The sequence below is a fragment of the Arthrobacter sp. Leaf141 genome (genome assembly GCF_001424565.1).
Taxonomy (GTDB): Bacteria; Actinomycetota; Actinomycetes; order Actinomycetales; family Micrococcaceae; genus Arthrobacter.
The window spans coordinates 47,236-71,123 of record NZ_LMOL01000017.1 but is presented as its reverse complement, the minus strand read 5'-3'; the positions used below and the strand labels follow the sequence as shown (position 1 = coordinate 71,123).

Here is a 23,888-nt window from a genome sequence, read left to right as displayed (position 1 = left end):
CGAACACCCCGACCACGAACCACCCACCTGGCCCACCACCTGGACCCAACAACACCCCACACCACCCATGGACGCGAAGCGTGACGACCAGGAGTCAAGTGAACAGAGCGCCGATGATTGGAGTCTCCAGGACCAGGAACTCATTCGTGAAGACCCGTCGGGTGCTGATGAGCCCGGAAGTCAGGTGCAGTTGGTGCACGCGGCACTAAATGCTTACGAAGCTTGGTGGGGCAACATGAACTGCCGCGACGAGAACCCCGAACTTGGAAATGTACCGGCGGATGCCTTCGTTGAATCCACCGACGACGTGCACTTGACCTTGCCGCCGTATTCAACTCCGCCAGGCTATGAGTCGCTGGGGATGGATCCCGACGATGAGGACTTTGTCACCGTCCAGGAACTCCGCCCGGACGATCCGCGTTGGGACCAACTCCCGGCATGTCCTGAACCATCCGTTGGCGATCCGCCCAAGGAATGGGTGACGTATCTGCTGGCCTCAGCGTCGCCCGTCAGATGAAGTTTGACCGCAAGGTGATGACCGCTGGCCAGTTTCGACATGTCACGGGCCAGCAGCCAGCAGTCAAATACCAGTAGCCAGTAACCAGCAGTCAGAAACCAGTAGCCAGCAGCCGAAAACCGCTGCGCGCCAACGCTTCGCATGCCTAAACCAACAACGCCACGGGCAGTTGCCCGTGGCGTCAGGTGAAGCTAGTCGCCCCGCGTACCGAAGACGATTTCATCCCACGAAGGGACGCTGGAACGCTTGGGCCGCGCTGGCTGCCGTTCTGGAGTCTCGGAGTCCGGTCCCTGGCCAGAGCCGGAAGCGTCCTCGTTCCGGGGTGCAGCCCGACGCGGGTTGCCACCCAGTAGTTCGTTGAGTCCTGCCGTGCCTGACGATCCAACTGCGGGCGCCGGCTCGTTGCCGGATTTCTGCGGCGAAGCAACAATGGTGATTTCCCGTGTCTCCGTGCTCACCCCATCATGGAGCCGGAGAGCGTCGTCTTGGGAGTCCCGGTGCGGCGGAATGAGGCTGAGCCGGGACAGCATGGACGGCCGGGGTTCCCGGCGCTTGACGAACGAATCGCCCTGGCCGGGCTGGCCATCCTGAGCGGCCGGCGTTTCGACTGCGTCATCCGTGGATTCGTCTGCGCCGGGTTCCGGCTCCGGGATGACCTCTGAAGGCCGCGGGTGGGCGGCCGGGACTCCGTGTGTGAGGAGCAGGGCCAGGGCGTCATCGGACTGCTCGTCCACACCCAGCCGCTGCCCGCGACGGGAGCGGAGCATATCGAGGATTCCGTCAGGATCGGTGCCGGCAGCGACAGAGGCAGCGCCGGCGGCTGCGGCGTCTGCATCGGTTTCGAAATCAAAGGGCCGGTCCGAGACGGCGGAAAGGCGACGTGCCGGAACGGGCCCGTCCAAGGGCTCAAGCTCACTGAGTTGCTGGGCCCACCGGTTGGCGTTCAGCAGGGTTTTGCGGCCCGGGTTGAACGTCCACAGGGCGGGCGGTTCCTCACCGATCCCGGCGGTGGCGCCGTTTTCGGTTTCGAACGCGGCCGAAACCGTCCACAGGCCGTCCTGGCGGCGCCAGGAGTCCCATTCAACGGTGGAGGCACTAATGCCGTGGGCTGAGAGCCGGTGGGCCACCATGTCGGCGAGCGTTGCCGGGTTGTCCCCAAAAGCAGAGCGGTAAATGTCGTGGCCGGGGGAGGGGGTGGCAACTTCCACCTTGCGGGCCTGCTGGGCAACGTAGTCACGTTCCGCGAGGACCGGGCCCTCGTAGCGCTCAACCTTGGCCAACGGCAGCCCTGAAAGCTCCGCCACGTCCGCCGCCGTGGCACCGGCGCGGATCCGCGCCTGGATGTCCCGCGGGGACATGGGAATGGCCGGCACGTCAGCCTTCGGCTTTGCCGTGGCCCTGCTTGCTGTCCTCAGCGCTTCATCGATCGGCAGCTGGAACATCTCGCCGCCGGCCCCGCTCAACAGGAGGTGAGTCCCGTCGTCGTGTACGCCTACAAGCCGTAGATCCTGCATACAAATCCTCCACCCTGGCATTACTATCAAACGAAACTCTGCCATCCGGCAGGGCGGAATCGGTTCAAGTGGCAGGGCGCGCCGCAAATTTCCGGCGTTTTCTGCAGTAATTCAGGCGGCGTGGGAACTTCAGTTCCGGGTCAGTGCCGCAACCAGTTCGTCCGGCCGGCGGCTGGAGGTCAGCCAAAACGGTGTCCGGTCGGCGGGATCGGTGATCTCGATCTTCACCACGGGATCAATCCAGCCGCGGATGCACAGGTACGTCAGGCCGTTGAGCCGGGTGCCGCGCTCCGCCGTCGCCTCGCGGGCCCGGAAGGCCTCCACGGAACCAACGAAGCGGCGTTCGATGGTGGCACGTCCCACCGTCACCGAATCCCCAGTCACCACAATGGTGGGGGTGGACAAGATAAGCAGTGCCGCGATGATCACAAACAGCACTGCCGCCGCCGTGTAGCCGGCACCAGCGCTGATGGGTGCAAACACCAGGATTCCCGCGCCGGCAATGCCCGCCGAGATGATCCAGATACACATGTTCGGCCAGAGCTTCTCCCGGTAGATGATGGAAGTCCCGGGAGTCGGAGTACTGGGAACAGGAGTGGGCGTGCTTGATTCGGGCATGTGCCCAGCTTTCCACCTTTGCCTGCCTATTTCACCTTGGCAGACCGGCAACAGGAAGCAAGGCGTCCGACGGCGGGCCAAGACTCAGCAGATCCGTGTCGGCAGGCGTCCCCGCCGCCTAGGCCGGTGCTGGCGACGGGGGTTAGAGTGTGTGACTGTGACTGATCAACCCGCCACAACTGATGCCCTGCCCGAACAAGCCACCGCAGAGACGGACGCAGCCGCAACGGCTCCCACTCTCCAGGTGCAGCTGAAAATGCTTGATTCCGGACTTGAACCGCCGTCGTACGCACACCCGGGCGATGCCGGAGCAGACCTTCGGGCCCGCGTGGACGTAACCCTGCAGCCGGGTGAGCGAAGGCTTGTGCCAACCGGTGTGGCCATTGCCCTCCCGGCCGGTTTCGTCGCCCTGATCCACCCCCGTTCCGGGCTGGCCACCAAGCACGGCCTGACAATCGTCAACGCCCCGGGGACAGTGGACGCCGGGTACCGCGGCGAAATTTCCGTGACCCTCCTCAATACCGACACCAGTAACGCGATCGAACTCAAACGCGGCGATAGAATTGCCCAGATGGTCATTCAGCGCGTTGAATACGCGCAGTTCGTCCCGGTCAACGAATTGACCGGATCCGCCCGGGGCACCGGCGGGTTCGGATCCACAGGAGGCTTCGGCCTCCCCAGCGCCTAGTTTCCGGCTCCTGCACCGCGCTGCTGCTGGAGCAGCACAGAACGACGGCGGGACCCCCTCGGGCCGGACCGGAACAGCTACTACAAAGGAGAACCCCATGGTCTTTGGGCTCGGCAGGAAAGCCAATAAGGAAAAGGCAGCCGAACCGGACGATTCGCTGGACACCGCAGAAGCTGCGGAAGCCAAGGCGGAGAGTACGGAGCGGAGCGCCACAGGACCGTTCGACGAATCGGAGATCAGCAGCCAGGACGGTTACATCGACCTCGGCGCTCTCCTGGTCGCCCCGAGCGAGGGCCTCCAGTTGCGGCTCGAGGTGGAGGAAGCCACCCAGCGCGTTGTGGCCGTGACCCTTGACCTCAACGGTTCAAGCCTTCAGTTGCAGGCGTTCGCTGCACCCAAGACCGAGGAACTCTGGGACGAGATCCGCGGCCAGATCGGCCAGTCGGTCGGTTCGCAGGGCGGCCAGGTTGAGGAAGTTGAAGGATCATTCGGCACCGAACTGGTTGCCAAGCTCCCCGCCGGACTCCCCGACGGCAGCCAGGGCTACCGGGTGGCGCGCTTCATCGGCGTCGACGGTCCCCGCTGGTTCCTCCGTGGCGTGCTGGGCGGCCCGGCAGCGTTGGAACGCCCGGCTGCCGAAGCCCTCGAGTCATTGTTCCGCCAAGTGGTAGTGATCCGCGGCGACGTTCCCATGCCTCCCCGCGACCTGCTGCAGCTGCGCCTGCCCAAGGATGCTGCCGCCAGCCCCACACCCGCCGGTGGACCTGTCCTCGAAGAGCCCGAACGCGGTCCCGAAACCACTCAGATTGGCTGATCCGGAGCAGGGCGGAGTCCCGGCCGCCGGCGTTCCCGTCCCGCTCAGCCAACTACCGGCGAAGGGCCGGGTCCTCTGCCGGGGCCGGATAGAGTCCGTCACTTATTTCCCGGCCGACCGGACCGCGGCGTTCACCGCCATCATGTCGGACGCCGAACCGCCCCGCCCCGGCAGTACCGCCACAGCCGGCCGCCGGGCCCGGCTCCGCGTGGTCTGGCTGGGCCGGCGGCGTGTCCCAGGCATCGAAGCAGGCACTGAACTTCGCCTCGAAGGAATGCTCTCCCGGAGCGAAGGCCTGCCAACGATCTTCAATCCTCGTTACGAGATACTTTCCCACCAGGAGAACGAATGACCGCGCCCCAGCACGAACCGTCCTCCACCCCGGAAGGCCCCGGCGCCTTGGGCGAACCCGGCGCCGCCAGCGAGTCCGGCATCGCCGAAGCCGAAGCGTCGGGCCGGGACAACGGCCCGGCCTCAAACGTACGGGACACCACAACGCCAACCTCCGCACTTGCCGCCGAATATGCGGCCAAGGCAGGTCTGCACCGGACCCACACTGGCCAGGTGGACGTGCTGCGCAGCGCTGGCGGCATCCAGGGCATCGCCGAAAGCATCGCGCCGGGACTTGTGTTCCTGATCGCGTTCACCATCACCCGGGACCTCACCCCGTCGCTCGTGGCAGCACTGGGCACGGCAGCGGTGTTCACCGTGGTTCGCCTGGTCCAGCGCAAGCCGCTCACCCAGGCCCTGGCAGGTGTGGTGGGCGTAGGCATCTCCGCCTGGCTCGCCAACAGCACCGGCAAAGCCGAAGACTTCTACCTGCCCGGGCTCATCACCAACGCCGCGTACGTCCTGGCGATGGTCCTCTCCATCATCATCAAATGGCCCGTGGCCGGACTTCTTTTCGGGTTTATCCGTAATGAAGGACTGGACTGGCGCAAAGACCCGGTCCGGCTCAAGGCCTACCGGCTGGGGACCTGGATCATCGTGGCTGTCCTGGCCCTCCGGCTCCTGGTCCAGGTCCCGCTGTACCTGATGGGCCCGGACGGCCTTGCCGCCCTGGCCACTACCCGCCTCATTATGGGTGCGCCACTCTACATCCTGGGCGTGTGGATCGCCTGGCTGGTCACCCGGCCCGCAGGGTCAAGCGAGGCAACTGCCGGAAACACGAAGGACGGGCAGGCTGAAGGGCTGCAGCCCTAGCAGGCAAACAGCAGGCATCCCAACCCCACCGCAATAACCCGCTGGGCTACCCGTCGAACCCGTCCTCCGGCGCATGCTGACCCGTGGCGCCGGTCCGATCAGCGCCGGTCCGATCAGTGCCGGTCCGATCAGTGCCGGTCCGGTCAGCTCCGTCCGGATCAGCATCGGCTGGCTCCGTGCCGGCCGACTCTGCGGACAGCAAGGCCCGCAGTTCGTCTTCGGCGGCGATGGTGGTGACAAAAAAGAGCTCGTCCCCGCCATCGATCACATCGTCGCGGCTGGGCGTGATGGGGGCGTGGTCCCGCAGGATCGCCACCAGGGTGGAATCCTCCGGCCATTCAATGGTGCCCACCGTCCGGCCGATCACGTGCGAGTCGTGCGGCACGGTGAACTCAACAATCGAGGACACCCCCGTCTGGAGCGTCAGCAGCCTCACCAGGTCGCCAATTTCCACGGCTTCCTCGACCAGCGCCGTCATCAACTGCGGGGTGTTGACGGCCACGTCCACACCCCAGGAATCGTTGAACATCCAGTCGTTTTTGGGGTTGTTCACCCGGCCCACCGTGCGGCCCACGCCGAACTCGGTCTTGGCCAGCAGGGAGACCACCAGGTTGACCTTGTCGTCACCGGTGGCGGACACCACCACGTCGGCGTCCTCCATTTTGGCGTTCTGCAGTGTGCTCAGCTCACAGGCGTCGCCCACCAGCCACCGCGCTCCCCGCAGGCCGCTGCGGCCAATCACTTCGGGCTTCAGGTCGATCAGCAGGATCTCATGCTTGTGGGACAAAAGCTCCCGGGCGATCGAGGATCCGACGCTGCCAGCGCCGACGATGACCACTTTCACTGCAACTCCTTGGCGGGGGCTTTGGCCAGGATCTGGGCGACCTGGGCGCTGCGGTCAACCTGCAGCATGGCGTGCACGGTATCGCCGTCCTGGTAGGCGGTCCCGGCGTCGGGCAGCAGGCCTTCCCCGAAGCGGGTCAGGTACGCAACCCGGACGGACGTAGCCTGTTCAATGCTGCTGATCCGGTGCCCGATCCACCCGGGGTCGAGGTCCACCTCCGCGAGCACCAGGCGCCCTGACGGCTCACGGTAATCACCGGCCAGGTGCTGTTCGGGGAGGATGCGGCGCAGGACCTGGTCCGCGCTCCAGCGGACCGCAGCTACGGTGGGGATGCCCAGCCGCTGGTAGATTTCCGCGCGGCCGGGATCGTAGATCCGGGCCACAACATGCGGCACATGGAACGTCTCCCGGGCCACCCGCGTGGCCAGGATGTTCGAATTATCGCCGCTGGAGACAGCAGCGAAGGCGTAGGCGTCGTCAACACCGGCCTGCTTCATGGTGTCCCGGTCGAATCCGACGCCGGTCACCTTGCGGCCCGTAAATCCCGGGCGGAGCCGGCGGAAGGCCCTGTCGTCCTGGTCGATGATGGCGACGGAATGGCCGGCGTCCTCCAGCGTGTGCGCCAGCGTCGCCCCCACCCTGCCACATCCCATGATCACGAAATGCGCCACCGATTCTCCTCTGTATTCAAGCCCGGGCCGTGCAGCTAGAACTCTACCGGCATGCCGCCGTTAATCGCCTTCCCCGGGCCGCCATGACACAGCCCTTGATTCAGACTAGCTTTGTGGAGTGCTGACAATATTGAACGCCGTCAAACGCGTGCTGGTGGGCCGGCCCTTCAGGAACGACCGCCTGGCCCACACCTTGCTTCCCAAAAGGATTGCACTGCCGGTCTTCGCCTCCGACGCCCTCTCCTCCGTGGCTTATGCGCCGGATGAAATCCTGCTCACCCTGGCCCTGGCCGGGGTCAGCGCGGTGGCCTTCTCTCCGTGGGTGGGCCTGGCCGTGATGGTGGTGCTGCTGACGGTGGTGGCTTCCTACCGGCAGAACGTGCACGCCTACCCCTCGGGCGGCGGCGACTACGAGATCGCCAACGAAAACCTGGGCAAGTACGCCGGGCTCACCGTCGCGTCCGCACTCCTGGTGGACTACGTGCTTACCGTGGCCGTGTCCATGTCCTCGGCCGCCGCATACCTGACCACGGCCGTGCCCGCCCTGCACGGGCAACAAGCCCTCATCGCCACCATCGGCGTCGTAATCCTTGCGTTGGTGAACCTCCGCGGCATCAAGGAGGCGGGCAGCGTCTTTGCCGTGCCCACCTACATCTTTATGGCCTCGATCCTGGGCATGACCGGCGTCGGCGTCTACCAGGCGGCCACCGGCCAGCTCGGCGAGGCGCCGTCCGCGGCGTTCACGATCGTGCCCGCCCCCGGCTTCGATGAAGGCCTGGTGGGCCTCGCCGGCGCCTTCCTGCTCCTGCGGGCCTTCTCCTCGGGTGCCGCCGCCCTGACCGGCGTGGAGGCCATCAGCAACGGCGTGCCCAACTTCAAAAAGCCCAAAAGCAAAAACGCGGCCACCACGCTTCTCTTGCTGGGCGTGATCGGCGCGTCCATGCTGGCCGGCATCATGTACCTGGCCCAGGCCACCAAGGTCCACATCGTGCTGGACCCGGCCACGGAATTCCTGCTCAACGGCCTGCCACTGCCGGACAATTACATCCAGAACCCCGCCATCAGCCAGATCGCCCAGACCATCTTCGGCCCCGGCTCGATCCCGTTCTACATCGTGGTGGCCGCCACCGGCATTATCCTGGTCTTCGCCTCCAACACCGCGTTCAACGGCTTCCCGGTGCTGGGTTCCATCCTGGCCCAGGACGGCTACCTGCCCCGCCAGTTGCGGACCCGTGGCGACCGGCTTGCCTTCAGCAACGGCGTCCTGGCCCTCGCCGCGGGCGCCCTGGTGCTGATCATCGCCTTCAATGCCGACGTCACCAAGCTGATCCAGCTCTACATCGTGGGGGTGTTCATTTCCTTCACGGCCAGCCAGCTGGGCATGATCCGGCACTGGGGCCGGGAACTGAAACTGGCCAAGGACAAAGCCGTCCGGCGCAGGATGGCGAAGTCCCGCACCATCAACAGCATCGGTTTCGGCATGACGGCGCTGGTGCTGGTCATTGTCCTGATCACCAAGTTCGAGCAGGGCGCCTGGATCGCCCTGCTGGCCATGTTTGTCCTGTTCCTGATCATGTGGAGCATCCGCGCCCACTACGACAACGTGGCCAAGGAACTGGCCGTGGACGAGGACTCCTCGCCCCGCGCCCTGCCCACCCGCGTGCACGCCGTCCTGCTGGTCTCCCACGTCCGCAAACCCGTCCTGCGCGCACTGGCCTACGCTCGCGCCTCGCGGCCCTCGCGGCTCGATGCGATTACGGTGGACATTGAACCCGGCGAAACGGCACACACCGTGGCGGACTGGGAAAAGCTCGAAATCCCAGTTCCCCTCACGGTCCTCGCCAGCCCCTACCGCGAAACCGTCACCCCGATCATGGACTATGTCAAGCAGATGCGCCTGGATTCCCCTCGCGACCTGATTGTGGTCTATATCCCCGAATACGTGGTGGGAAAGTGGTGGGAGCAGCTGGTGCACAACCAGACAGCGCTGCGCATCAAGACCCGCCTTCACTTCGAGCCCGGGGTCATGGTGGCCAGCGTGCCGTGGCAGCTCAAATCATCCGAAGAAGCAAAGAACCTCCAGGACGTGTAATGACCGGCAAGACCTCCACCCATCCCGCCCCCGCTGATTCCGGCGCGCACGCCGGAGAGGAGTTCATCCTCGAGGTGGGCCCCGTGGCGCACGGCGGCCACTGCGTCGCGCGGCACCAGGGCCGGGTCATTTTTGTCCGGCACGGCATCCCCGGCGAGAAAGTCCGGGTCCGGCTGACGGACGCGGGGGAGAAGGCCAAGTTCTGGCGGGCCGACGTTGTGGAGGTGCTGGAGGCGTCCCCGGACCGGGTGGAGCATTTCTGGCGCGCAGCCGACTCCGGCCGGGCCTGGGCTGCCGGCCACCCGCCCGTGGGCGGAGCCGAGTTCGGGCACATCACCCTGGCCCGGCAGCGCCGGCTCAAGGCGGAAGTGCTCAACGAACAGCTGCAGCGGCTCGCTGGCATCAACGGGCCCGTGGCCGGCTGGTCCGGTGAAGCTGTGGAAGCGGCAGGTGAAGCGGCCGACGGCGGGACAGGCCTTGGGTGGCGCACTCGGGCCAGCTTCTCGGTCACCACCGGCGGCAAGCTGGGTATGCACGCGCACCGCTCCACGCATATCGTCCCCGTCCGCGGGATGCCCCTGGCCACGGACGCCGTCAACGCCTTGAACCTTTGGGACATCGACCTGCAGGGCATCGAACGCGTCGAAGTCGCGGCACCCGCCAACGGCTCCCGCCCGCTGGTGCTCCTGGCGCCGGGCGCTGGAACCACACCCAAACGGCTGAGCCGGATCGCCGCCCAGCTTCCCGATGACGTGTCCGTCGCCGCGCTTGATCCGGAGACCGAAGAAGTCCAGCAGCTGCGGGGCCGCACCTGGGTCCAGGAAACCGCCGTCGGCCACGAGTACCGGGTCACCGGTGCAGGCTTCTGGCAGATCCACCGCGACGCGCCCGGAGCGCTTGTGGGCGCTGTCACAGAATTCCTGCACGGCGGGGGCTTCCTGGCGCCTGGCTCAGTGGTGGCTGACCTGTACGCCGGGGCCGGGCTGTTCACCGCAGTCCTGGCTGACGCGGTGGGTGAGACAGGCTCGGTCCTGTCCGTCGAAGGCGCCACCGGCTCCAGCCGCGACGCCCGCAAAAACCTGCACGCAGCACCGCAGGTGGAGATCGAACAGGGGCGTGTGGAACGCGTCCTGCGCCAGAAGCCGCGGAATTTCGACGCCCTGGTCCTTGACCCACCCCGCGCCGGCGCCGGCAAGGACGTGGTGCGCCAACTCGTTGCCGCGGCACCCCGGGCCATTGCCTACGTGTCCTGCGATCCGGCGTCGTTCGCCCGTGACGTGGGTTACTTCCAGCAGGAGGGCTGGGAGCTTGCCGGGCTGCGCGGGTTCGATCTTTATCCGCACACCCACCACCTGGAGACGGTGGCACTGCTGACTCCGCGCGGCTGATACCACTACTATGGGGCTAAGTAGTCCCACGTCGCGCTCCGTTTCCACGGCCGGCCGTGTGCAATTTTCGAGCCCGGACTAATTAGGGCTTCCTAACTAGCAAGCGGTCAACCGCGCGACAAAGATGAAACTGTTGCGAGAGGAGTCCTGCGATGAGCACTGTGGACAGCTTCGGTTCAAAAGGCAAACTTAATGTAGCCGGAACCGAATACGAAATTTTCCGGTTGAACTCCGTTGAAGGTGCAGAAAACCTTCCGTTCAGCCTCAAGGTATTGCTTGAAAACCTGTTGAGGACCGAGGACGGCGCGAACATCACTGCCGATCACGTCCGCGCCTTGGCAGGCTGGGATCCAAATGCCCAGCCCGATACAGAAATCCAGTTCACGCCGGCACGCGTGATCATGCAGGACTTCACCGGCGTCCCCTGTGTGGTGGACCTGGCGACAATGCGTGAAGCGGTCAAGGAACTGGGCGGAGACCCCAAGCGGGTGAACCCCCTGGCTCCTGCCGAGATGGTCATTGACCACTCGGTCCAGATCGATGCATTCGGTAACTCCGGCGCGCTGGAGCGCAACATGGAGATCGAATACCAGCGCAACGGGGAGCGTTACCAGTTCCTGCGCTGGGGCCAGACGGCCTTTGATGACTTCAAGGTCGTTCCGCCGGGAACCGGCATTGTGCACCAGGTCAACATCGAATACCTGGCCCGCACCGTCATGACCCGCGAGGTGGATGGCGCCCTGCGTGCCTATCCCGACACCTGCGTTGGCACCGACTCGCACACCACCATGGTCAACGGCCTGGGCGTGCTTGGCTGGGGCGTTGGCGGCATCGAAGCCGAGGCTGCCATGCTGGGCCAGCCCGTCTCCATGCTGATCCCGCGCGTTGTGGGCTTCAAGCTGACCGGGTCCATCCCGGCCGGCGCCACCGCCACTGATGTGGTGCTGACCATCACCGAGCAGCTCCGCAAGCACGGTGTCGTGGGCAAGTTCGTGGAGTTCTACGGCGAAGGTGTTGCCGCGGTGCCGCTGGCAAACCGTGCCACGATCGGCAACATGAGCCCGGAGTTCGGCTCCACGGCCGCCATGTTCCCGATCGACGACGTCACCCTCGACTACCTGCGCCTCACCGGCCGCGCGGAAGAGAACGTCGCCCTGGTGGAGTCCTACGCGAAGGAACAGGGCCTCTGGCACGATCCTTCCCGTGAGATCAAGTTCTCCGAGTACCTTGAGCTGGACCTGTCCACCGTTGTGCCGTCCATTTCCGGCCCGAAGCGTCCGCAGGACCGCATCGAGCTCACGGACGCCAAGGAGCAGTTCCGCAAGGACATCCACAACTACGTGGCCATCGAGGACGGCAGCGTCGACGAGTCCCTGGACGAGTCGTTCCCGGCCTCGGACGCCCCGTCGTTCACGCACGCTGATTCGCACACCACCGAAACCAGCCGCGTGGAATCCGCTGCCAACGGTGCGGTGGGCCGCCCGTCCAACCCGGTGCACGTCACCACGGCTGACGGACGCGAATTCGAGCTGGACCACGGAGCGGTCTCCATCGCCTCCATCACGTCCTGCACCAACACGTCCAACCCCTCGGTCATGCTTGCCGCAGCACTGCTGGCACGCAACGCCGTGGACAAGGGCCTGACCTCCAAGCCGTGGGTCAAGACCTCCGTGGCGCCGGGCTCCAAGGTAGTCACCGACTACTACGAGAAGTCAGGCCTCACCCCGTACCTGGAGAAGCTCGGCTTCTACATCGTGGGCTACGGCTGCGCCACCTGCATCGGCAACTCCGGCCCGCTGGACGCCGAGATCTCCGAGGCCATCCAGGCCAACGACCTCTCCGTCACCGCAGTGCTCTCCGGTAACCGCAACTTCGAAGGCCGGATCAACCCGGACGTCAAGATGAACTACCTGGCCTCCCCGCCGCTGGTCATCGCCTACGCCCTGGCCGGTTCCATGGACTTCGACTTCGACACCGACGCGCTGGGCAAGGACGAAGCCGGCAACGAGATCTTCCTGAAGGACATCTGGCCCAACCCGGTCGAGGTCCAGCAGGTTATCGATTCCTCGATCGACTCCGACATGTTCGCCCGCGGCTACGAGGGCGTCTTCGACGGCGACGACCGCTGGAAGGCCCTGGACACCCCCGCCGGCGACACGTTCGCCTGGGATCCGAACTCCACGTACGTCCGGAAGCCCCCGTACTTCGAGGGCATGCAGGCAGAACCCGCGCCGGTGACGGACATCGCCGGTGCCCGGGTGCTGCTCAAGCTGGGCGATTCGGTCACCACCGACCACATCTCCCCGGCCGGTTCGTTCAAGTCCGACACCCCCGCAGGCCAGTACCTCCTGGCCAACGGTGTGGAGCGCAAGGACTTCAACTCCTACGGTTCACGCCGTGGCAACCACGAAGTGATGATCCGCGGCACGTTCGCGAACATCCGCATCCGGAACCAGATCCTGGACGGCGTTGAGGGTGGCTTCACCCGCGACTTCACCCAGGCCGACGGTCCCCAGGCCTACGTCTACGACGCCGCGCAGAACTACCAGGCTGCCGGCACCCCGCTGGTGGTCCTGGCCGGCAAGGAATACGGTTCGGGATCCTCACGTGACTGGGCCGCCAAGGGCACCGCGCTGCTGGGCGTCAAGGCTGTCGTCGCCGAGAGCTACGAGCGGATCCACCGCTCCAACCTCATCGGCATGGGCGTCCTGCCGCTGCAGTACCCGGCCGGCGAGTCCGCAGCCACGCTGGGCCTGACCGGAACGGAGACGTTCTCCGTTGAGGGCGTCACCGCCCTGAACGAGGGCACCACGCCGAAGACCCTCAAGGTCACGGCGACGGCTGAAGACGGCTCCTCGAAGTCGTTCGACGCCGTCCTGCGCATCGATACGCCGGGCGAAGCGGATTACTACCGCAACGGCGGCATCCTGCAGTACGTGCTGCGCCAGATCTCCGCGAACTAGCGCAGGTCCTGCCAGCAGGCACCACCCCGAAGCCCCGGCCGGTCACCGACCAGCCGGGGCTTCGGCTGTTCGGGTGGGCCGAGGCGTTAGAGTTAAGCGGCACGTCTACCACCCGAAGGAGGGGCCATTTGGGAATCCTGGACACCATCCGGACACCGCAGGACCTGAACGAGTTGAGCGGGGAGCAGCTGGAAACGCTGTCCTCCGAGATCAGGGACTTCCTGATCACAAACGTCTCACAGACGGGCGGCCACCTCGGACCGAACCTCGGCGTGGTGGAACTGACGCTTGCCGTGCACCGCATCTTCGATTCACCCCGCGACAGCATTGTGTTTGACACCGGCCACCAGTCGTACGTCCACAAGCTGCTCACGGGACGCCAGGACTTCAGCACCCTCCGCCAGGAAGGCGGCATGTCCGGCTACCCGTCACGTGCTGAATCCGTCCACGACATCGTGGAAAGTTCCCACGCCTCGTCCTCCCTGTCCTGGGCGGACGGCATCTCCCGCGCCCGGCAGCTGACGGGCGAAGGGGACCGGCACGTCGTCGCCGTGGTGGGCGACGGTGCCCTGACCGGCGGCATGGCCTGGGAGGCCATCAACAACATCGCCGCCGACAAACGCCGCCGCGTAGTCATCGTGGTCAACGACAACGGCCGGTCCTACGCGCCCACCGTAGGCGGTTTCGCAGACTACCTGGCGTCCCTGCGGCCCACCATCGACTCGTTCCGCGCTGCGCCAGCGTACGAAGGCGCCCTGGACTGGTGGAAGCGGAAGCTGCAGAACGGCGGCCCTGCCGGCCAGTTCACCTATAAGAGCCTGCATGCCATGAAAAAGGGCATCAAGGACTGGTGGGCACCCCAGGGCATGTTCGAGGACCTCGGCATGAAGTACATCGGCCCGGTGGACGGCCACAACCTGCAGGCCATGGAACACGCCCTGTCCACGGCAAGGAACTACGCCGGCCCCGTGATTGTCCACGCCATGACCGAAAAAGGCCACGGCTACGCCCCGGCCCGAGCCCACGAAGCGGACCAGTTCCACGCCGTGGGCATCATCGACCCGGAAACCGGCGAACCTACGGGCAGCGCCGGCGCCCAGTCCTGGACGTCCGTCTTCGCCGACGAAATCGCCGCGATCGCCGATGAACGCAAAGACGTTGTGGGCATCACGGGCGCCATGCTCATCCCCGTGGGCCTGCACAAGTTCGCGGCCAGGCACCCGGACCGCGTGATCGACGTAGGCATCGCCGAACAGCACGCCCTGACGTCCGCCGCCGGCATGGCCTTCGGCGGACTGCACCCGGTGGTCGCTGTCTACGCCACATTCCTCAACCGGGCCTTCGACCAACTGCTGATGGATGTCGCCCTGCACAAAGCGGGCGTGACCATCGTCCTTGACCGGGCCGGCGTGACCGGACCGGACGGCGCCAGCCATCACGGTATGTGGGACATGTCAATGGTCCAGATCATCCCCGGCCTGCACCTGGCAGCGCCCCGTGACGCCACCAGGCTGCGCGAGGAACTCCGCGAAGCCGTGGCCATCAGCGACGCGCCCAGCGTGGTCCGCTACTCAAAAGGCTCCGTCGGTGCCGAGGTCGAGGCCCTTGAGCGGCTCAGCGACGGCGTGGATGTCCTGTCCCGCCGCCCGTCCGGCGCCACCGAAAACGACGTCCTGATCGTCAGCGTCGGCGCCATGTCGGAACTCGCCCTCGATGTTGCCAACCGGCTCGGCGCGCAGGGCATCAGCACCACGGTGGTTGACCCCCGCTGGGTTCTGCCCGTGCGGCGTTCGATCATCGCGCTGGCATCGCACCACCGCCTGGTGGTCTGCATCGAGGACGGAGTCCGGGCCGGTGGCGTTGGCTCCAGGATCCGCCAGGAGATGCGGGCCGCCGGTGTTGACACGGCCCTGAACGAAGTGGGCCTGCCCGTTGAATTCCTGGACCACGGCACCCGCGGCCAGGTGATGGAACGCGTTGGCCTGACAGCCCAGCAGATCACGCATGACGTTGTTGCCCAGGTGCTGGGCACCAAGGTGCCGTTCGCACGCCCGCTGCCGGGCCAGGAGCACCCCACCACCGGCAGCCTGCCGATCCTGTGAGGGGCGGGGAGATCCTGCAGTACCCCGGAGTCCTGGGGGCACCCGCCGGACACGGGGAGCCGGGCGCCACCCGCGTTCCGGTGGGCCTGGAACCGGGACAGCTGGTGGTGGCCCGCAACCGCAAATGGGACGGCACCGCCCACTGGGTGGTGCCCGGACGCTATCTGGGCGAGGATGAGCACGGCTGGTGGATCTTCCAGGGCACCAACGAATTCTGCTCCCGCCCCGGCCTCGCGTTTTACACCGAGTCCGACGCCGTCCTGCTGGTTCCGCGCCAGGGGGACTGGGTGGCCACGTTCTACGACGACGCCCACCCCCACGGGATGCGCGTCTACATCGACCTCGCCGTGGCCCACGAATGGCAGCCCATCCGCCGCGGAGTGATGGAATTCCATGTGATCGACATGGACCTTGACGTGATCCGGATGGACAGCCGCGGGGTGTTCATCGACGACGAGGACGAGTTCGCCGAACACCGCGAACAGATGGATTATCCGGACGGGCTGGCAGCATCGCTGCAGCAGTCCACCCAGGAGCTTTACCAGGCCGTCACGGCGCAGCAGGCGCCGTTCGACGGCACCGATGCCGCATGGTTTACCAAGGGACGCACATGAGCGAAATTGTCAGGGTCTACAAACGCGACGACGAAGGTGTCCTGCAGTTCCGGGAAGCCTGGTTCGATGAGGACTACAACCAGTTTGTGATGAACTACGGCGTAGTGGGCCACCAGAGCAAAACAGAGGAAACCGACGTGCCCGGCAGTGCCGAAGCCGACGGCCTCCTGGACGCGTTCGCGGCACAGTGCGCCGAAGACGGCTATGCCGAAATTCCCGAATCCGAGCTGTCCTGGGTGGTGGCCCAGTTTGCCCTCAAAACCCGTGAAGGCACCGAACGGGACCGCTATCTTGAGGAGAAAGCCACGGACGCCTTCATCAGCCATCTGGCGTGGCGCGGCCTGGGCACTGTTGAACGCTCGGAATTCACCGCCTTCAAGCTGAACATCTTCTGCCTGGTGCCGGACGTCAACAAGGCCGTCAACGCCATCAAGGTCTGCGCCCGCGGTGAAGACCTCGACTTCACCAAGCTCAGCATCGGTGCCGCCGCGTTCAACGAACCGGGCACCTTCAAGCTCAAGCATTCCGCCAAGCCCGCCAACAGTTTCACCCTTTAGGAGCCCGCCTGTGACCTCGTACCGCCGCGTCGGAAAATCCGGACTGACAGTCTCCACCGTGGGGCTGGGCTGCAACAACCTTGGCCGGGCCAGCACCGCCACCGAGTCCCAGGCCGGCACTGACGCCGTCGTGCACGCAGCACTCGACGCCGGCATCACCTTTTTCGACGTCGCTGATGCCTACGGCCGCGAACCCGGCCTGAGCGAGACCATGCTGGGCAAGGCCCTGGCCGGCCGGCGCGACGCCGCCGTGGTGGCCACCAAGTTCGGCATGGACATGAAGGGCGCCAGCGGACCGGACTTCGGCGCCCGGGGATCCCGCCGCTACATCATCCAGGCCGTGGACGCGTCCCTGCGCCGGCTCGGAACGGACTGGATCGACCTTTACCAGTTCCACACACCGGACCCGCTCACGCCCATTGATGAGACGCTTGCAGCACTCGACGCATTGGTCAGCAGTGGGAAGGTCCGCTACATCGGGCACTCCAACCGCTCCGGCTGGCAGATCGCCCAGGCCGAGTACGTGGCCCGCGAACTGGGCAGCACCCGGTTCATCTCCACCCAGAACCACTACAACCTCCTGGACCGGCGCGCCGAACTGGAGGTGACTCCCGCAGCGGAGGAGTTTGGCCTGGGTGTCCTGCCCTACTTCCCCCTGGCCAACGGCCTGCTGACCGGCAAATATTCGCCCGGCCACGCCCCGGACGGTTCCAGGCTCAGCCACACCCGCACCAACCTGGTGAACGACGCCGACTGGGACCAGCTGGGCGCCTACAGCCGGTTCGCCAAGGAACGCGGCCTGACGGAAATCGAGGTGGCCTTCTCCTGGCTCGCCGCCCAGCCGTCGGTTGCCAGCGTGATCGCCGGCGCCACCAAGCCCGAACAGGTGCACCAGAACGCCGCCGCGGCAGACTGGCAGCCCGGCACGGCTGACCTGGCCGAACTGGACAGCATCTTTCCGGCTGTCCCCAAGGTGGCACTCTTCTAGGCAACCATGACGTCCTACCTCCTCGACGTCGACACCGGGATCGACGACGCCCTGGCCATCACCTACCTCGCGGCACTCCCTGACACGGAGTTTGTGGCCGTGACGGCCTCGCCGGGGAACGTGGACGCGGACCAGGTGGCCCGCACAACCCTGGCGCTGCTGGAACTGTGCGGGCGGCCCGGCGTCGAGGTGGCGGTTGGCGCGCGGGTGCCGCTGTCCATTCCACTGGTCACAACGCCGGAAACCCACGGCCCCCAGGGAATCGGCTACGCCGTCCTGCCGGAACCCGACGGTGCCGTTTCGGACCGCGACGCCGTTGACCTGTGGATTGAACACGCGCGGGCCAGGCCGGGGGAGCTGACGGCGCTCATCACGGCGCCGCTGACCAACTTTGCGCTGGCTTTGCGCCGGGCACCGGACCTGCCGGACCTGCTGGCCAGGGTGGTGATCATGGGCGGCAGTTTCTACCACCAGGGAAACACCACACCCACCGCGGAATGGAACACCCACGTTGATCCGCACGCGGCCAAGGAGGTGTTTGCCGCATACCGGGGCAAACCCCTGGACCGGTTGCCCGTCATCTGCTCACTGGACACCACCGAGCGGATGGAGCTGCATCCCCGCCACGTGCAGGAGCTTGCGGCAGCGGCCGGCGCAGCGGTTCCCGAACTGGTCCTGCCGGACCAGCCCGAGGGGCAGGCCAGCACCAGCAGCAACGCGCTGATCCGGCACCTGTCCGACGCACTGCGGTTCTACTTCGAATTCCACCGGCACTACGACCAGGGCTACCTGGCCCACGTCCACGACTTCTTCGCTGCAGGGGTGGCAGCCGGAACCCTGGAACACGCCACCCGGCTGGCCACGGTGGACGTCGAAACGGAATCGCCACTGCTGATCGGCACCACCGTTGCGGACTACCGCGCGCTATGGAATGCACCGCCCAACGCCTGGATCGTTTCGGCAAACAACCCGGAGCAGGCCTTCACGGAGCTGGTGGCCGCCGTCGGACGCCTCGCCACCCGGCTGGGCTGAAGGCTTTCCGACGACGGCAACGGACCGGCCTACAGGGGCGCGTCTGCGGGGACGTCCACGTCCAAGGCGAGGAGCGCGTTCTCCACCACTTCGGTCAGCGCGGGGTGGATCCAGTACGGGCCGCGCGCCAACTGGTGGACTGTTGTGCCGGCCACCATGGCCTGGACCAGGGGTTGGATCAGGATGGAGGCCTCATGGCCCATGATGTGCGCTCCCACCAGCCGGCCGGTGGCCTTCTCCGCCACCAGCTTGACCACGCCCTCTTCGTCCTCCATGGCCCAGCCATAGGCCGTGCTGCCGTAGTCCTGGACTGCCGCCACAATGTCGGTGCCCGGTTCCGCTGCTGCCCGCGCGTCCTCCTCGGACAAGCCAACGGATGCCACCTGCGGGTTCGAGAACACGGCAAACGGGACGGCGGTGTAGTCGATGCTGCGCATCCGGTCCGGGTTTTCCAGGTTGTTGGCCACCACCCGGGTTTCCCGGTTGGCAACGTGCTTGAGCTGGTATTCGTTGGCGATGTCCCCGAGCGCATAGAGGCCCGCTACTGGCTTGCCCTCCGACAGGATCCGCAGGTTGCCGTCCACGGCAAGGGTGCCGTTGCTGGTGAGGTCGAAGCCGGCCGCAGCCAAGTCCAGCCGGTCGGAGTTGGGGACCCGGCCGGTGGCCATCAGCACCACGTCCGCCTCGAGGCGCAGCGGGCTGCCGTCCGCGGCCTTGAACACGGCAGTCACGGTGCCGTCGCCGTTATCGTTGATGGCTTCCAGGGAGTGGTCCAGCACCAGGTTCCAGCGGGCGGCGGCCGCGGCGGCGAAGCGCGTTGAAACGTCGGCGTCGATGCCGCGCAGCAGCCGGCCTGACCGGTTCACCTGGGTGACCTCGGAGCCGAATCCGGCGAAGACGGACGCGAACTCGGCGGCGATGTAGCCACCACCCACCACCACAACCCTGGCGGGCAGCCCGTCGATGCGCATCACGGTGTCGGAGGTGTGCACCTGGGGCAGGTCGATTCCCGGTACGTCAGGCAGAACCGCCCGGGACCCTGCCGCCACCACCACCTGGTCGGCGGTGATTTCGACGCCGGACGTGCCCACGAGGGTGCGCGGCCCCGTGAACCGCACGTACTCCTGGTACAGGTCCACGTTGTCCAGTTCATCTGCCCGGTACTTCCGCCCGGACTCGGCGATGGCGTCGATCCGGCCGAAGATCCGGTCGCGGATGCCGTTCCAGTGCACCTTGTCCAGGCTCATATCCACCCCGAGCCGCGCAGCCTCGGCAGGCGTCGCCGCCAGGCCCGCCGGATAGACGTACATCTTGGTGGGGATGCAGCCCACGTTCAGGCAGGTTCCGCCGAACACGCCGCCGTCAATCAGGGCCACCCGCTTGGTGTCCCAAAACGGCGTAATCAGCGAGTTGCCGGATCCGGAGCCGATGATGGCCAGGTCATAGTGGGGCATGTATCCGTCTTTCCGGGGGTAAAAATGGGGTCCGGGTCCGCCCGGCCTTCCTCCGGCAGTTTATGGCAGGACGGCGCAGCATGCCGCGCCCGGCCCGTAGAATGGTGGGCGGCCCGCCGGACGCATTGTCCGCAGGCCGCTGCCGAGGTGACATAGGCGGCGTTCCGCGCGGCCCGGCAATTCCGGTCCCCGTGCCCGCACCCCTGAAGGAAACCCCATGTCATCGCCCTCCCTGACATTGCCCGCAGCCGGCCCCGGCGCAGCCCGGAAGCGCAGGCTGCTGGAGGCCGCCGGTGCCCTGGCCATCGCCGGAACCTACATCTACCTGGTGCTGAACCAGCCCGCTGACATCACCGGCGGCCCCGGCAGTGCCCCGGCCCTCATCGCCCTCTCCGGGTTCCTGGTGGGCGCGGTCCTGCTGATCGCCGCAGTCCTGCCCACCCTGCCGGCATCCACCGTGGCCCTGATCCCGGTGGCGCTGGTGCTGAACATCGTGCTGGGCCAGTTTGTGGGCAGCACCCTGGTCCCGTTCTACCTTGACGCGGTGGGAACCGTGCTGATCGCCGTCCTGGCAGGCCCGGCCGCCGGTGCCGCCACGGGCGCCCTCAGCAGCATCATCTGGTCCCTCTTTAATCCCACGGTGCTTCCGTTTGCTGCCGGCGCCGCCCTGATCGGCGCCCTGGCAGGCCTGGCCGCCCGGCACGGCTTCTTCCGCCGCTTCTACCTCGCCCCCGTGGCGGGTTTTGTGACGGGCATCATCGGCGGCGTGGTCTCGGCGCCGGTGGCCGCATTTGTCTTCGGCGGTACCTCCGGCGTCGCCACCGGTGCGATTGTGGGTGCGTTCCGCGCGATGGGCGACACACTTCTGGCGGCCATCACCAAGCAGGCCCTGATCTCGGACCCCATGGACAAGGCCATCGTTTTCACCGTGGTGGCGGTTCTGGTCTACGCATTGCCCCGCCGGGCCCGGATGCAATTCCCTTTCCTGCGCAAGCACCGCGTCCTGGCCGGCGACACCACGGATCGGGCTGCCTGAGCAGCAGGCCCGTGATCCACCGAACCCCCGAACACCGGTAGCTGAGGCCAGTGCGCCTACACCCGTTGACCTTGCTTGCCGCTGCCGGCAGCACAGCAGTTATGACGACGGCGGCAGCCAGCCTGCCGCTGTCCCTCACCGTTGCTGTCGTGGCGGTTGGCATTTCGGCCGTCAGCGGTTCGGCCCGCCGGCTGCTGCCCACCGCCGTGGCCATCCTGGTGCCGTTGGGGTTTTCGCTGCTGCTGGTCCATGGGCTTTCCTTTCCCGGCGGGCTGACCGTGCTGGCGCAGTGGGGTCCTGTCCGCGTGACCGCTGAAGGGCTGGCGTTTGCTGGCGGGCGGGGAGTGCAGCTTTCGGCAGTGGTGCTGGTCCTCCTGCTGTTTTCGTTCAGCGTCAGCGTGCCGGACCTGGTGGCCGCGCTGTCCGCCCGCGGTGTGCGGGGCCGGTTCGCCTTTGTCCTGGCTTCCACTCTTACGCTGTTGCCTGCCATCGCCGCACGCGTGGACCACATCCGGCAGGCCCAGGAAGCGCGCGGCCTGGTGATCCGGCGCGGGCCGGTGGCCCGGCTGGCAGCCTTCCGGCAGCAGGTAGTGCCCCTGGTGCTGTCCCTGGTGGAAGATGCCGGCACCCGTGCCGCAGCGCTTGAGGCCCGGGGCTTTGGTGCGCCGGGACCACGCACCAGCTACCGGGAAGTGCCCGACTCTGCCGCTCAGCGGCTGCTGCGTCCCGCCCTGGTCCTTGCGGCCGCCGCTGCTGTGGCATGGCGGCTGTGGCCCGGAAGCGGGGGAGCGTAGCCATGGCTGAACCACAACGGCTCGGTGCCGCCGGGCAAAAACCCCGGGACGGGACGCCCGCCGCGCGGGGTGCAGCTGCGGGGCAGGAACGGGAGGCCAGGACGCCCGCCACAGCAGGTGCACCTGCAGCTGCAGGTGCCGGGCCTGTCCTGGCAGCCGGCATCCGTAACTTCACCTACCCCGACCATGCGGCAGCTGCCCTGCAGGACATTGATCTAGCAGTAGAGCCTGGCTCGCTGACAGCGATAGTGGGCGCCTCGGGCAGCGGAAAATCGACCCTGGGCAGGCTCCTGGCCGGCTGGCTGCTGCCCGGAAGCGGGGGAACACTGCAGGGCCACCTCGAGGTTTCCGGGACGCGGATCGCGTTTGGCGGGACCGCCGCGGACCCCCGCATCGATCCCGCCGCCTGGGGACGCCAGGTGGGCTTCGTTCCCCAGGACGCGGCAGCCATCCTGTCCACTGTCCGGGCCACCGTGGCCGAGGAGCTGGCGTTCGGGCTCGAAAACCAGGGCACGGCGCCAGCGGCCATGCGCGAAGCCGTGACCCGGACTGCTGGCCTGCTGGGACTCTCCGCACTCCTGGACCGCCGCCCTGACCGGCTTTCCGGGGGTCAGCTCCGGCGCCTGGCGATCGGCTGCGCCGTCATCACCGGCCCGCCATTGGTGCTGATGGATGAGCCGTACGCTTCGCTGGATGCTGCTGGCTCGGCGGGTCTGGCTGACTTTGTGCGCAACCTGAACAAGGCCGGAACTGCCGTGGTGATCCTGGGCCAGGCCATCGACCCGCCGCTCTTTGACGCGGACTCCTGGCTGATCCTCGACCGAGGCACCGTGGTAACCAGCGGGACACCTGACGGGCTGATGTCCGCGCCCGCCCTGCTGCCGGCGGGCATCCGTCGCGCGGCAGGTCGTCAGGGCACCGGCGGGGTCGCCGCCGGAACGTCGGTTGCGCGGGCAGGTCACCCAGCGGCCGGCGGATCCTTCGCCGCAACTCCGGTGCCGGCTGCCCCGGGCGTCCGGAACCCGCAAGCACCACGTCTGCAGGGCAAGTGCGCACCGGCACTGCAGCTTACGGACGTCACCTTTGGGTTCGACGCACCCCCAACCGCAGCGCCCGCAACCGCAGCGCGGGCAACGGCCGGACGGCCCTGGCGCAGCCGTTGGCGCCGGGCGCCGGCGGAACCGACACTGGAAGACCCCACAACAACAAAACAGACACCAGCAGAACCGGCAACAACGGACCCAGCTCTGGAAACAACCCGGAACGCAGCCGTTGACGCTGGCGTGCAACCAGCCTGGGGGTCCATCCTGCGGGACCTTTTCCTTGAGGTGCACCCGGGCGAGATTGTTGCCATCACGGGGCCCAACGGCGTCGGGAAATCGACCCTGCTGCGGATGTTCAACGGACTCCTGCGACCTGTGACCGGCAAGGTGCTGGTGAACGGCGTAGATATTGCCGGCGTCCCGGTGGGCCGCACGGCCGCTCACGTGGGGCTGCTCTTCCAGCACCCGCGCGACCAGCTGTTTGAACGGTCATTGCTGCGCGAGGTGCAGTTCGGCCTGGACCACCTGGACCGCCTGGACCGCCTGGACCGCCTGAGCCCCCTGGGCCGCATCGACGCCGCCCGGGACGGCCAGGCTCCAGGCGGCGACCGGGCACTGGCTGCCCTGGCCCAGGTGGGCCTGGCGGATTCAGCAGGGGAGCACCCCGCCGAACTGCCCGGCTCCCACCAGCGGCTCCTGGCCCTGGCCACAGTCCTGGCGCGCAGGCCAGCCGTCCTGGCGCTGGACGAGCCCACCGTCGGGCTGGACGGCAACGGGCTGGCGGTCCTGGACGCCGCGGTGAGGTCGGCCGCGGAGGCGGGCGCCGCCGTCGTGCTGGTCACCCACGATGTGGAGTACGCCCGGACGGCGGCGCACCGCATTCTCCGGTTGACGGGCGGCAGCCTGGTTCCGGGCTAAGCCGGCACCGGAAACGCGGCCCGGCACCGGAAACCCGG

At 66.9% G+C, this 23,888-nt stretch carries 21 protein-coding genes; 16 read left to right on the top strand and 5 right to left on the bottom strand.

Annotated features, from left to right (window positions below):
* Nucleotides 1-517, top strand: a 517-nt coding sequence (locus ASF72_RS13755; protein WP_235504733.1) for a hypothetical protein, incomplete at its 5' end; no start/stop codon positions are given.
* A 191-nt stretch (nt 518-708) separates the two neighbouring features.
* Here the strand turns inward: ASF72_RS13755 and sepH are convergent.
* Together sepH and ASF72_RS13745 are read right to left on the bottom strand one after the other, a co-directional pair.
* Entirely contained in the window at nt 709-2,031 is a 1,323-nt protein-coding gene (sepH, locus tag ASF72_RS13750) for a septation protein SepH (RefSeq protein ID WP_056599787.1), read from the bottom strand.
* A 129-nt stretch (nt 2,032-2,160) separates the two neighbouring features.
* Nucleotides 2,161-2,649: a DUF3093 domain-containing protein gene (locus ASF72_RS13745; protein ID WP_056599786.1), complete on the bottom strand. Its 489-nt coding sequence runs from the start codon at nt 2,647-2,649 to the stop codon at nt 2,161-2,163.
* A gap of 157 nt (nt 2,650-2,806) precedes the next feature.
* Here ASF72_RS13745 and dut point away from each other — a divergent pair, with 157 nt between their 5' ends.
* The 4 genes from dut (at nt 2,807) to ASF72_RS13725 (ending at nt 5,354) form a co-directional block, all read left to right on the top strand.
* Nucleotides 2,807-3,337, top strand: coding sequence for a dUTP diphosphatase (dut, locus tag ASF72_RS13740; RefSeq protein ID WP_056599796.1), 531 nt, complete (start codon nt 2,807-2,809; stop codon nt 3,335-3,337).
* Between the two features lie 97 nt (nt 3,338-3,434).
* Complete coding sequence (locus ASF72_RS13735) at nt 3,435-4,151, top strand: DUF3710 domain-containing protein (protein WP_050687990.1); 717 nt, start codon at nt 3,435-3,437, stop codon at nt 4,149-4,151.
* Nucleotides 4,144-4,503, top strand: a complete 360-nt coding sequence (locus ASF72_RS13730; RefSeq protein WP_050687989.1) for an OB-fold nucleic acid binding domain-containing protein — start codon at nt 4,144-4,146, stop codon at nt 4,501-4,503. The genes ASF72_RS13735 and ASF72_RS13730 overlap by 8 nt, the downstream gene beginning before the upstream one ends.
* On the top strand, nt 4,500-5,354 hold the full coding sequence (locus ASF72_RS13725; RefSeq protein WP_056599783.1) for a DUF3159 domain-containing protein: 855 nt from the start codon (nt 4,500-4,502) through the stop codon (nt 5,352-5,354). The genes ASF72_RS13730 and ASF72_RS13725 overlap by 4 nt, the downstream gene beginning before the upstream one ends.
* Nucleotides 5,355-5,400: 46 nt before the next feature.
* On the opposite strand, the gene ASF72_RS13720 is transcribed toward ASF72_RS13725, so the two are convergent.
* Entirely contained in the window at nt 5,401-6,198 is a 798-nt protein-coding gene (locus tag ASF72_RS13720; protein ID WP_235504732.1) for a potassium channel family protein, read from the bottom strand.
* The gene (locus tag ASF72_RS13715; RefSeq protein ID WP_056599779.1) at nt 6,195-6,869 is read right to left on the bottom strand and encodes a potassium channel family protein; all 675 of its coding nucleotides are present in this window, start codon (nt 6,867-6,869) and stop codon (nt 6,195-6,197) included. The genes ASF72_RS13720 and ASF72_RS13715 overlap by 4 nt, the downstream gene beginning before the upstream one ends.
* Before the next feature lie 118 nt (nt 6,870-6,987).
* On the opposite strand from ASF72_RS13715, the gene ASF72_RS13710 reads away from it, so the two are divergent.
* From ASF72_RS13710 to ASF72_RS13675, 8 genes are all read left to right on the top strand, one after another.
* Nucleotides 6,988-8,961, top strand: coding sequence for an APC family permease (locus ASF72_RS13710; protein ID WP_056599778.1), 1,974 nt, complete (start codon nt 6,988-6,990; stop codon nt 8,959-8,961).
* Nucleotides 8,961-10,349: a class I SAM-dependent RNA methyltransferase gene (locus tag ASF72_RS13705; protein WP_056599776.1), complete on the top strand. Its 1,389-nt coding sequence runs from the start codon at nt 8,961-8,963 to the stop codon at nt 10,347-10,349. Before ASF72_RS13710 ends, ASF72_RS13705 begins: the two co-directional genes overlap by 1 nt.
* 152 nt (nt 10,350-10,501) lie before the next feature.
* On the top strand, nt 10,502-13,312 hold the full coding sequence (gene acnA, locus ASF72_RS13700; protein ID WP_056599772.1) for an aconitate hydratase AcnA: 2,811 nt from the start codon (nt 10,502-10,504) through the stop codon (nt 13,310-13,312).
* Nucleotides 13,313-13,440: 128 nt separating this feature from the next.
* On the top strand, nt 13,441-15,414 hold the full coding sequence (gene dxs, locus ASF72_RS13695) for a 1-deoxy-D-xylulose-5-phosphate synthase (RefSeq protein WP_056599769.1): 1,974 nt from the start codon (nt 13,441-13,443) through the stop codon (nt 15,412-15,414).
* A 32-nt stretch (nt 15,415-15,446) separates the two neighbouring features.
* Nucleotides 15,447-16,028, top strand: coding sequence for a DUF402 domain-containing protein (locus tag ASF72_RS13690; RefSeq protein WP_056599793.1), 582 nt, complete (start codon nt 15,447-15,449; stop codon nt 16,026-16,028).
* A complete protein-coding gene (locus ASF72_RS13685; protein WP_056599766.1) occupies nt 16,025-16,585 on the top strand; it encodes a hypothetical protein in 561 nt (186 codons plus the stop codon). The genes ASF72_RS13690 and ASF72_RS13685 overlap by 4 nt, the downstream gene beginning before the upstream one ends.
* Before the next feature lie 10 nt (nt 16,586-16,595).
* Entirely contained in the window at nt 16,596-17,573 is a 978-nt protein-coding gene (locus ASF72_RS13680) for an aldo/keto reductase (protein ID WP_056599765.1), read from the top strand.
* Between the two features lie 6 nt (nt 17,574-17,579).
* The gene (locus tag ASF72_RS13675) at nt 17,580-18,605 is read left to right on the top strand and encodes a nucleoside hydrolase (RefSeq protein ID WP_050684044.1); all 1,026 of its coding nucleotides are present in this window, start codon (nt 17,580-17,582) and stop codon (nt 18,603-18,605) included.
* 29 nt (nt 18,606-18,634) lie between these two features.
* On the opposite strand, the gene ASF72_RS13670 is transcribed toward ASF72_RS13675, so the two are convergent.
* Nucleotides 18,635-20,059 carry a mycothione reductase gene (locus ASF72_RS13670; RefSeq protein WP_056599764.1) on the bottom strand — a complete coding sequence of 475 codons (1,425 nt, stop codon included), beginning with the start codon at nt 20,057-20,059 and terminating at the stop codon, nt 18,635-18,637.
* Nucleotides 20,060-20,276: 217 nt separating this feature from the next.
* On the opposite strand from ASF72_RS13670, the gene ASF72_RS13665 reads away from it, so the two are divergent.
* Genes ASF72_RS13665 through ASF72_RS13655 form a run of 3 tightly spaced genes read left to right on the top strand, consistent with a single transcriptional unit; the run spans nt 20,277 to nt 23,850 of the window.
* Nucleotides 20,277-21,095, top strand: a complete 819-nt coding sequence (locus ASF72_RS13665; protein ID WP_056599763.1) for a hypothetical protein — start codon at nt 20,277-20,279, stop codon at nt 21,093-21,095.
* A gap of 50 nt (nt 21,096-21,145) precedes the next feature.
* On the top strand, nt 21,146-21,889 hold the full coding sequence (locus ASF72_RS13660; protein WP_050684047.1) for an energy-coupling factor transporter transmembrane component T: 744 nt from the start codon (nt 21,146-21,148) through the stop codon (nt 21,887-21,889).
* A gap of 2 nt (nt 21,890-21,891) precedes the next feature.
* Entirely contained in the window at nt 21,892-23,850 is a 1,959-nt protein-coding gene (locus tag ASF72_RS13655; protein WP_082484272.1) for an ABC transporter ATP-binding protein, read from the top strand.
* Nucleotides 23,851-23,888 lie beyond the last annotated feature (38 nt).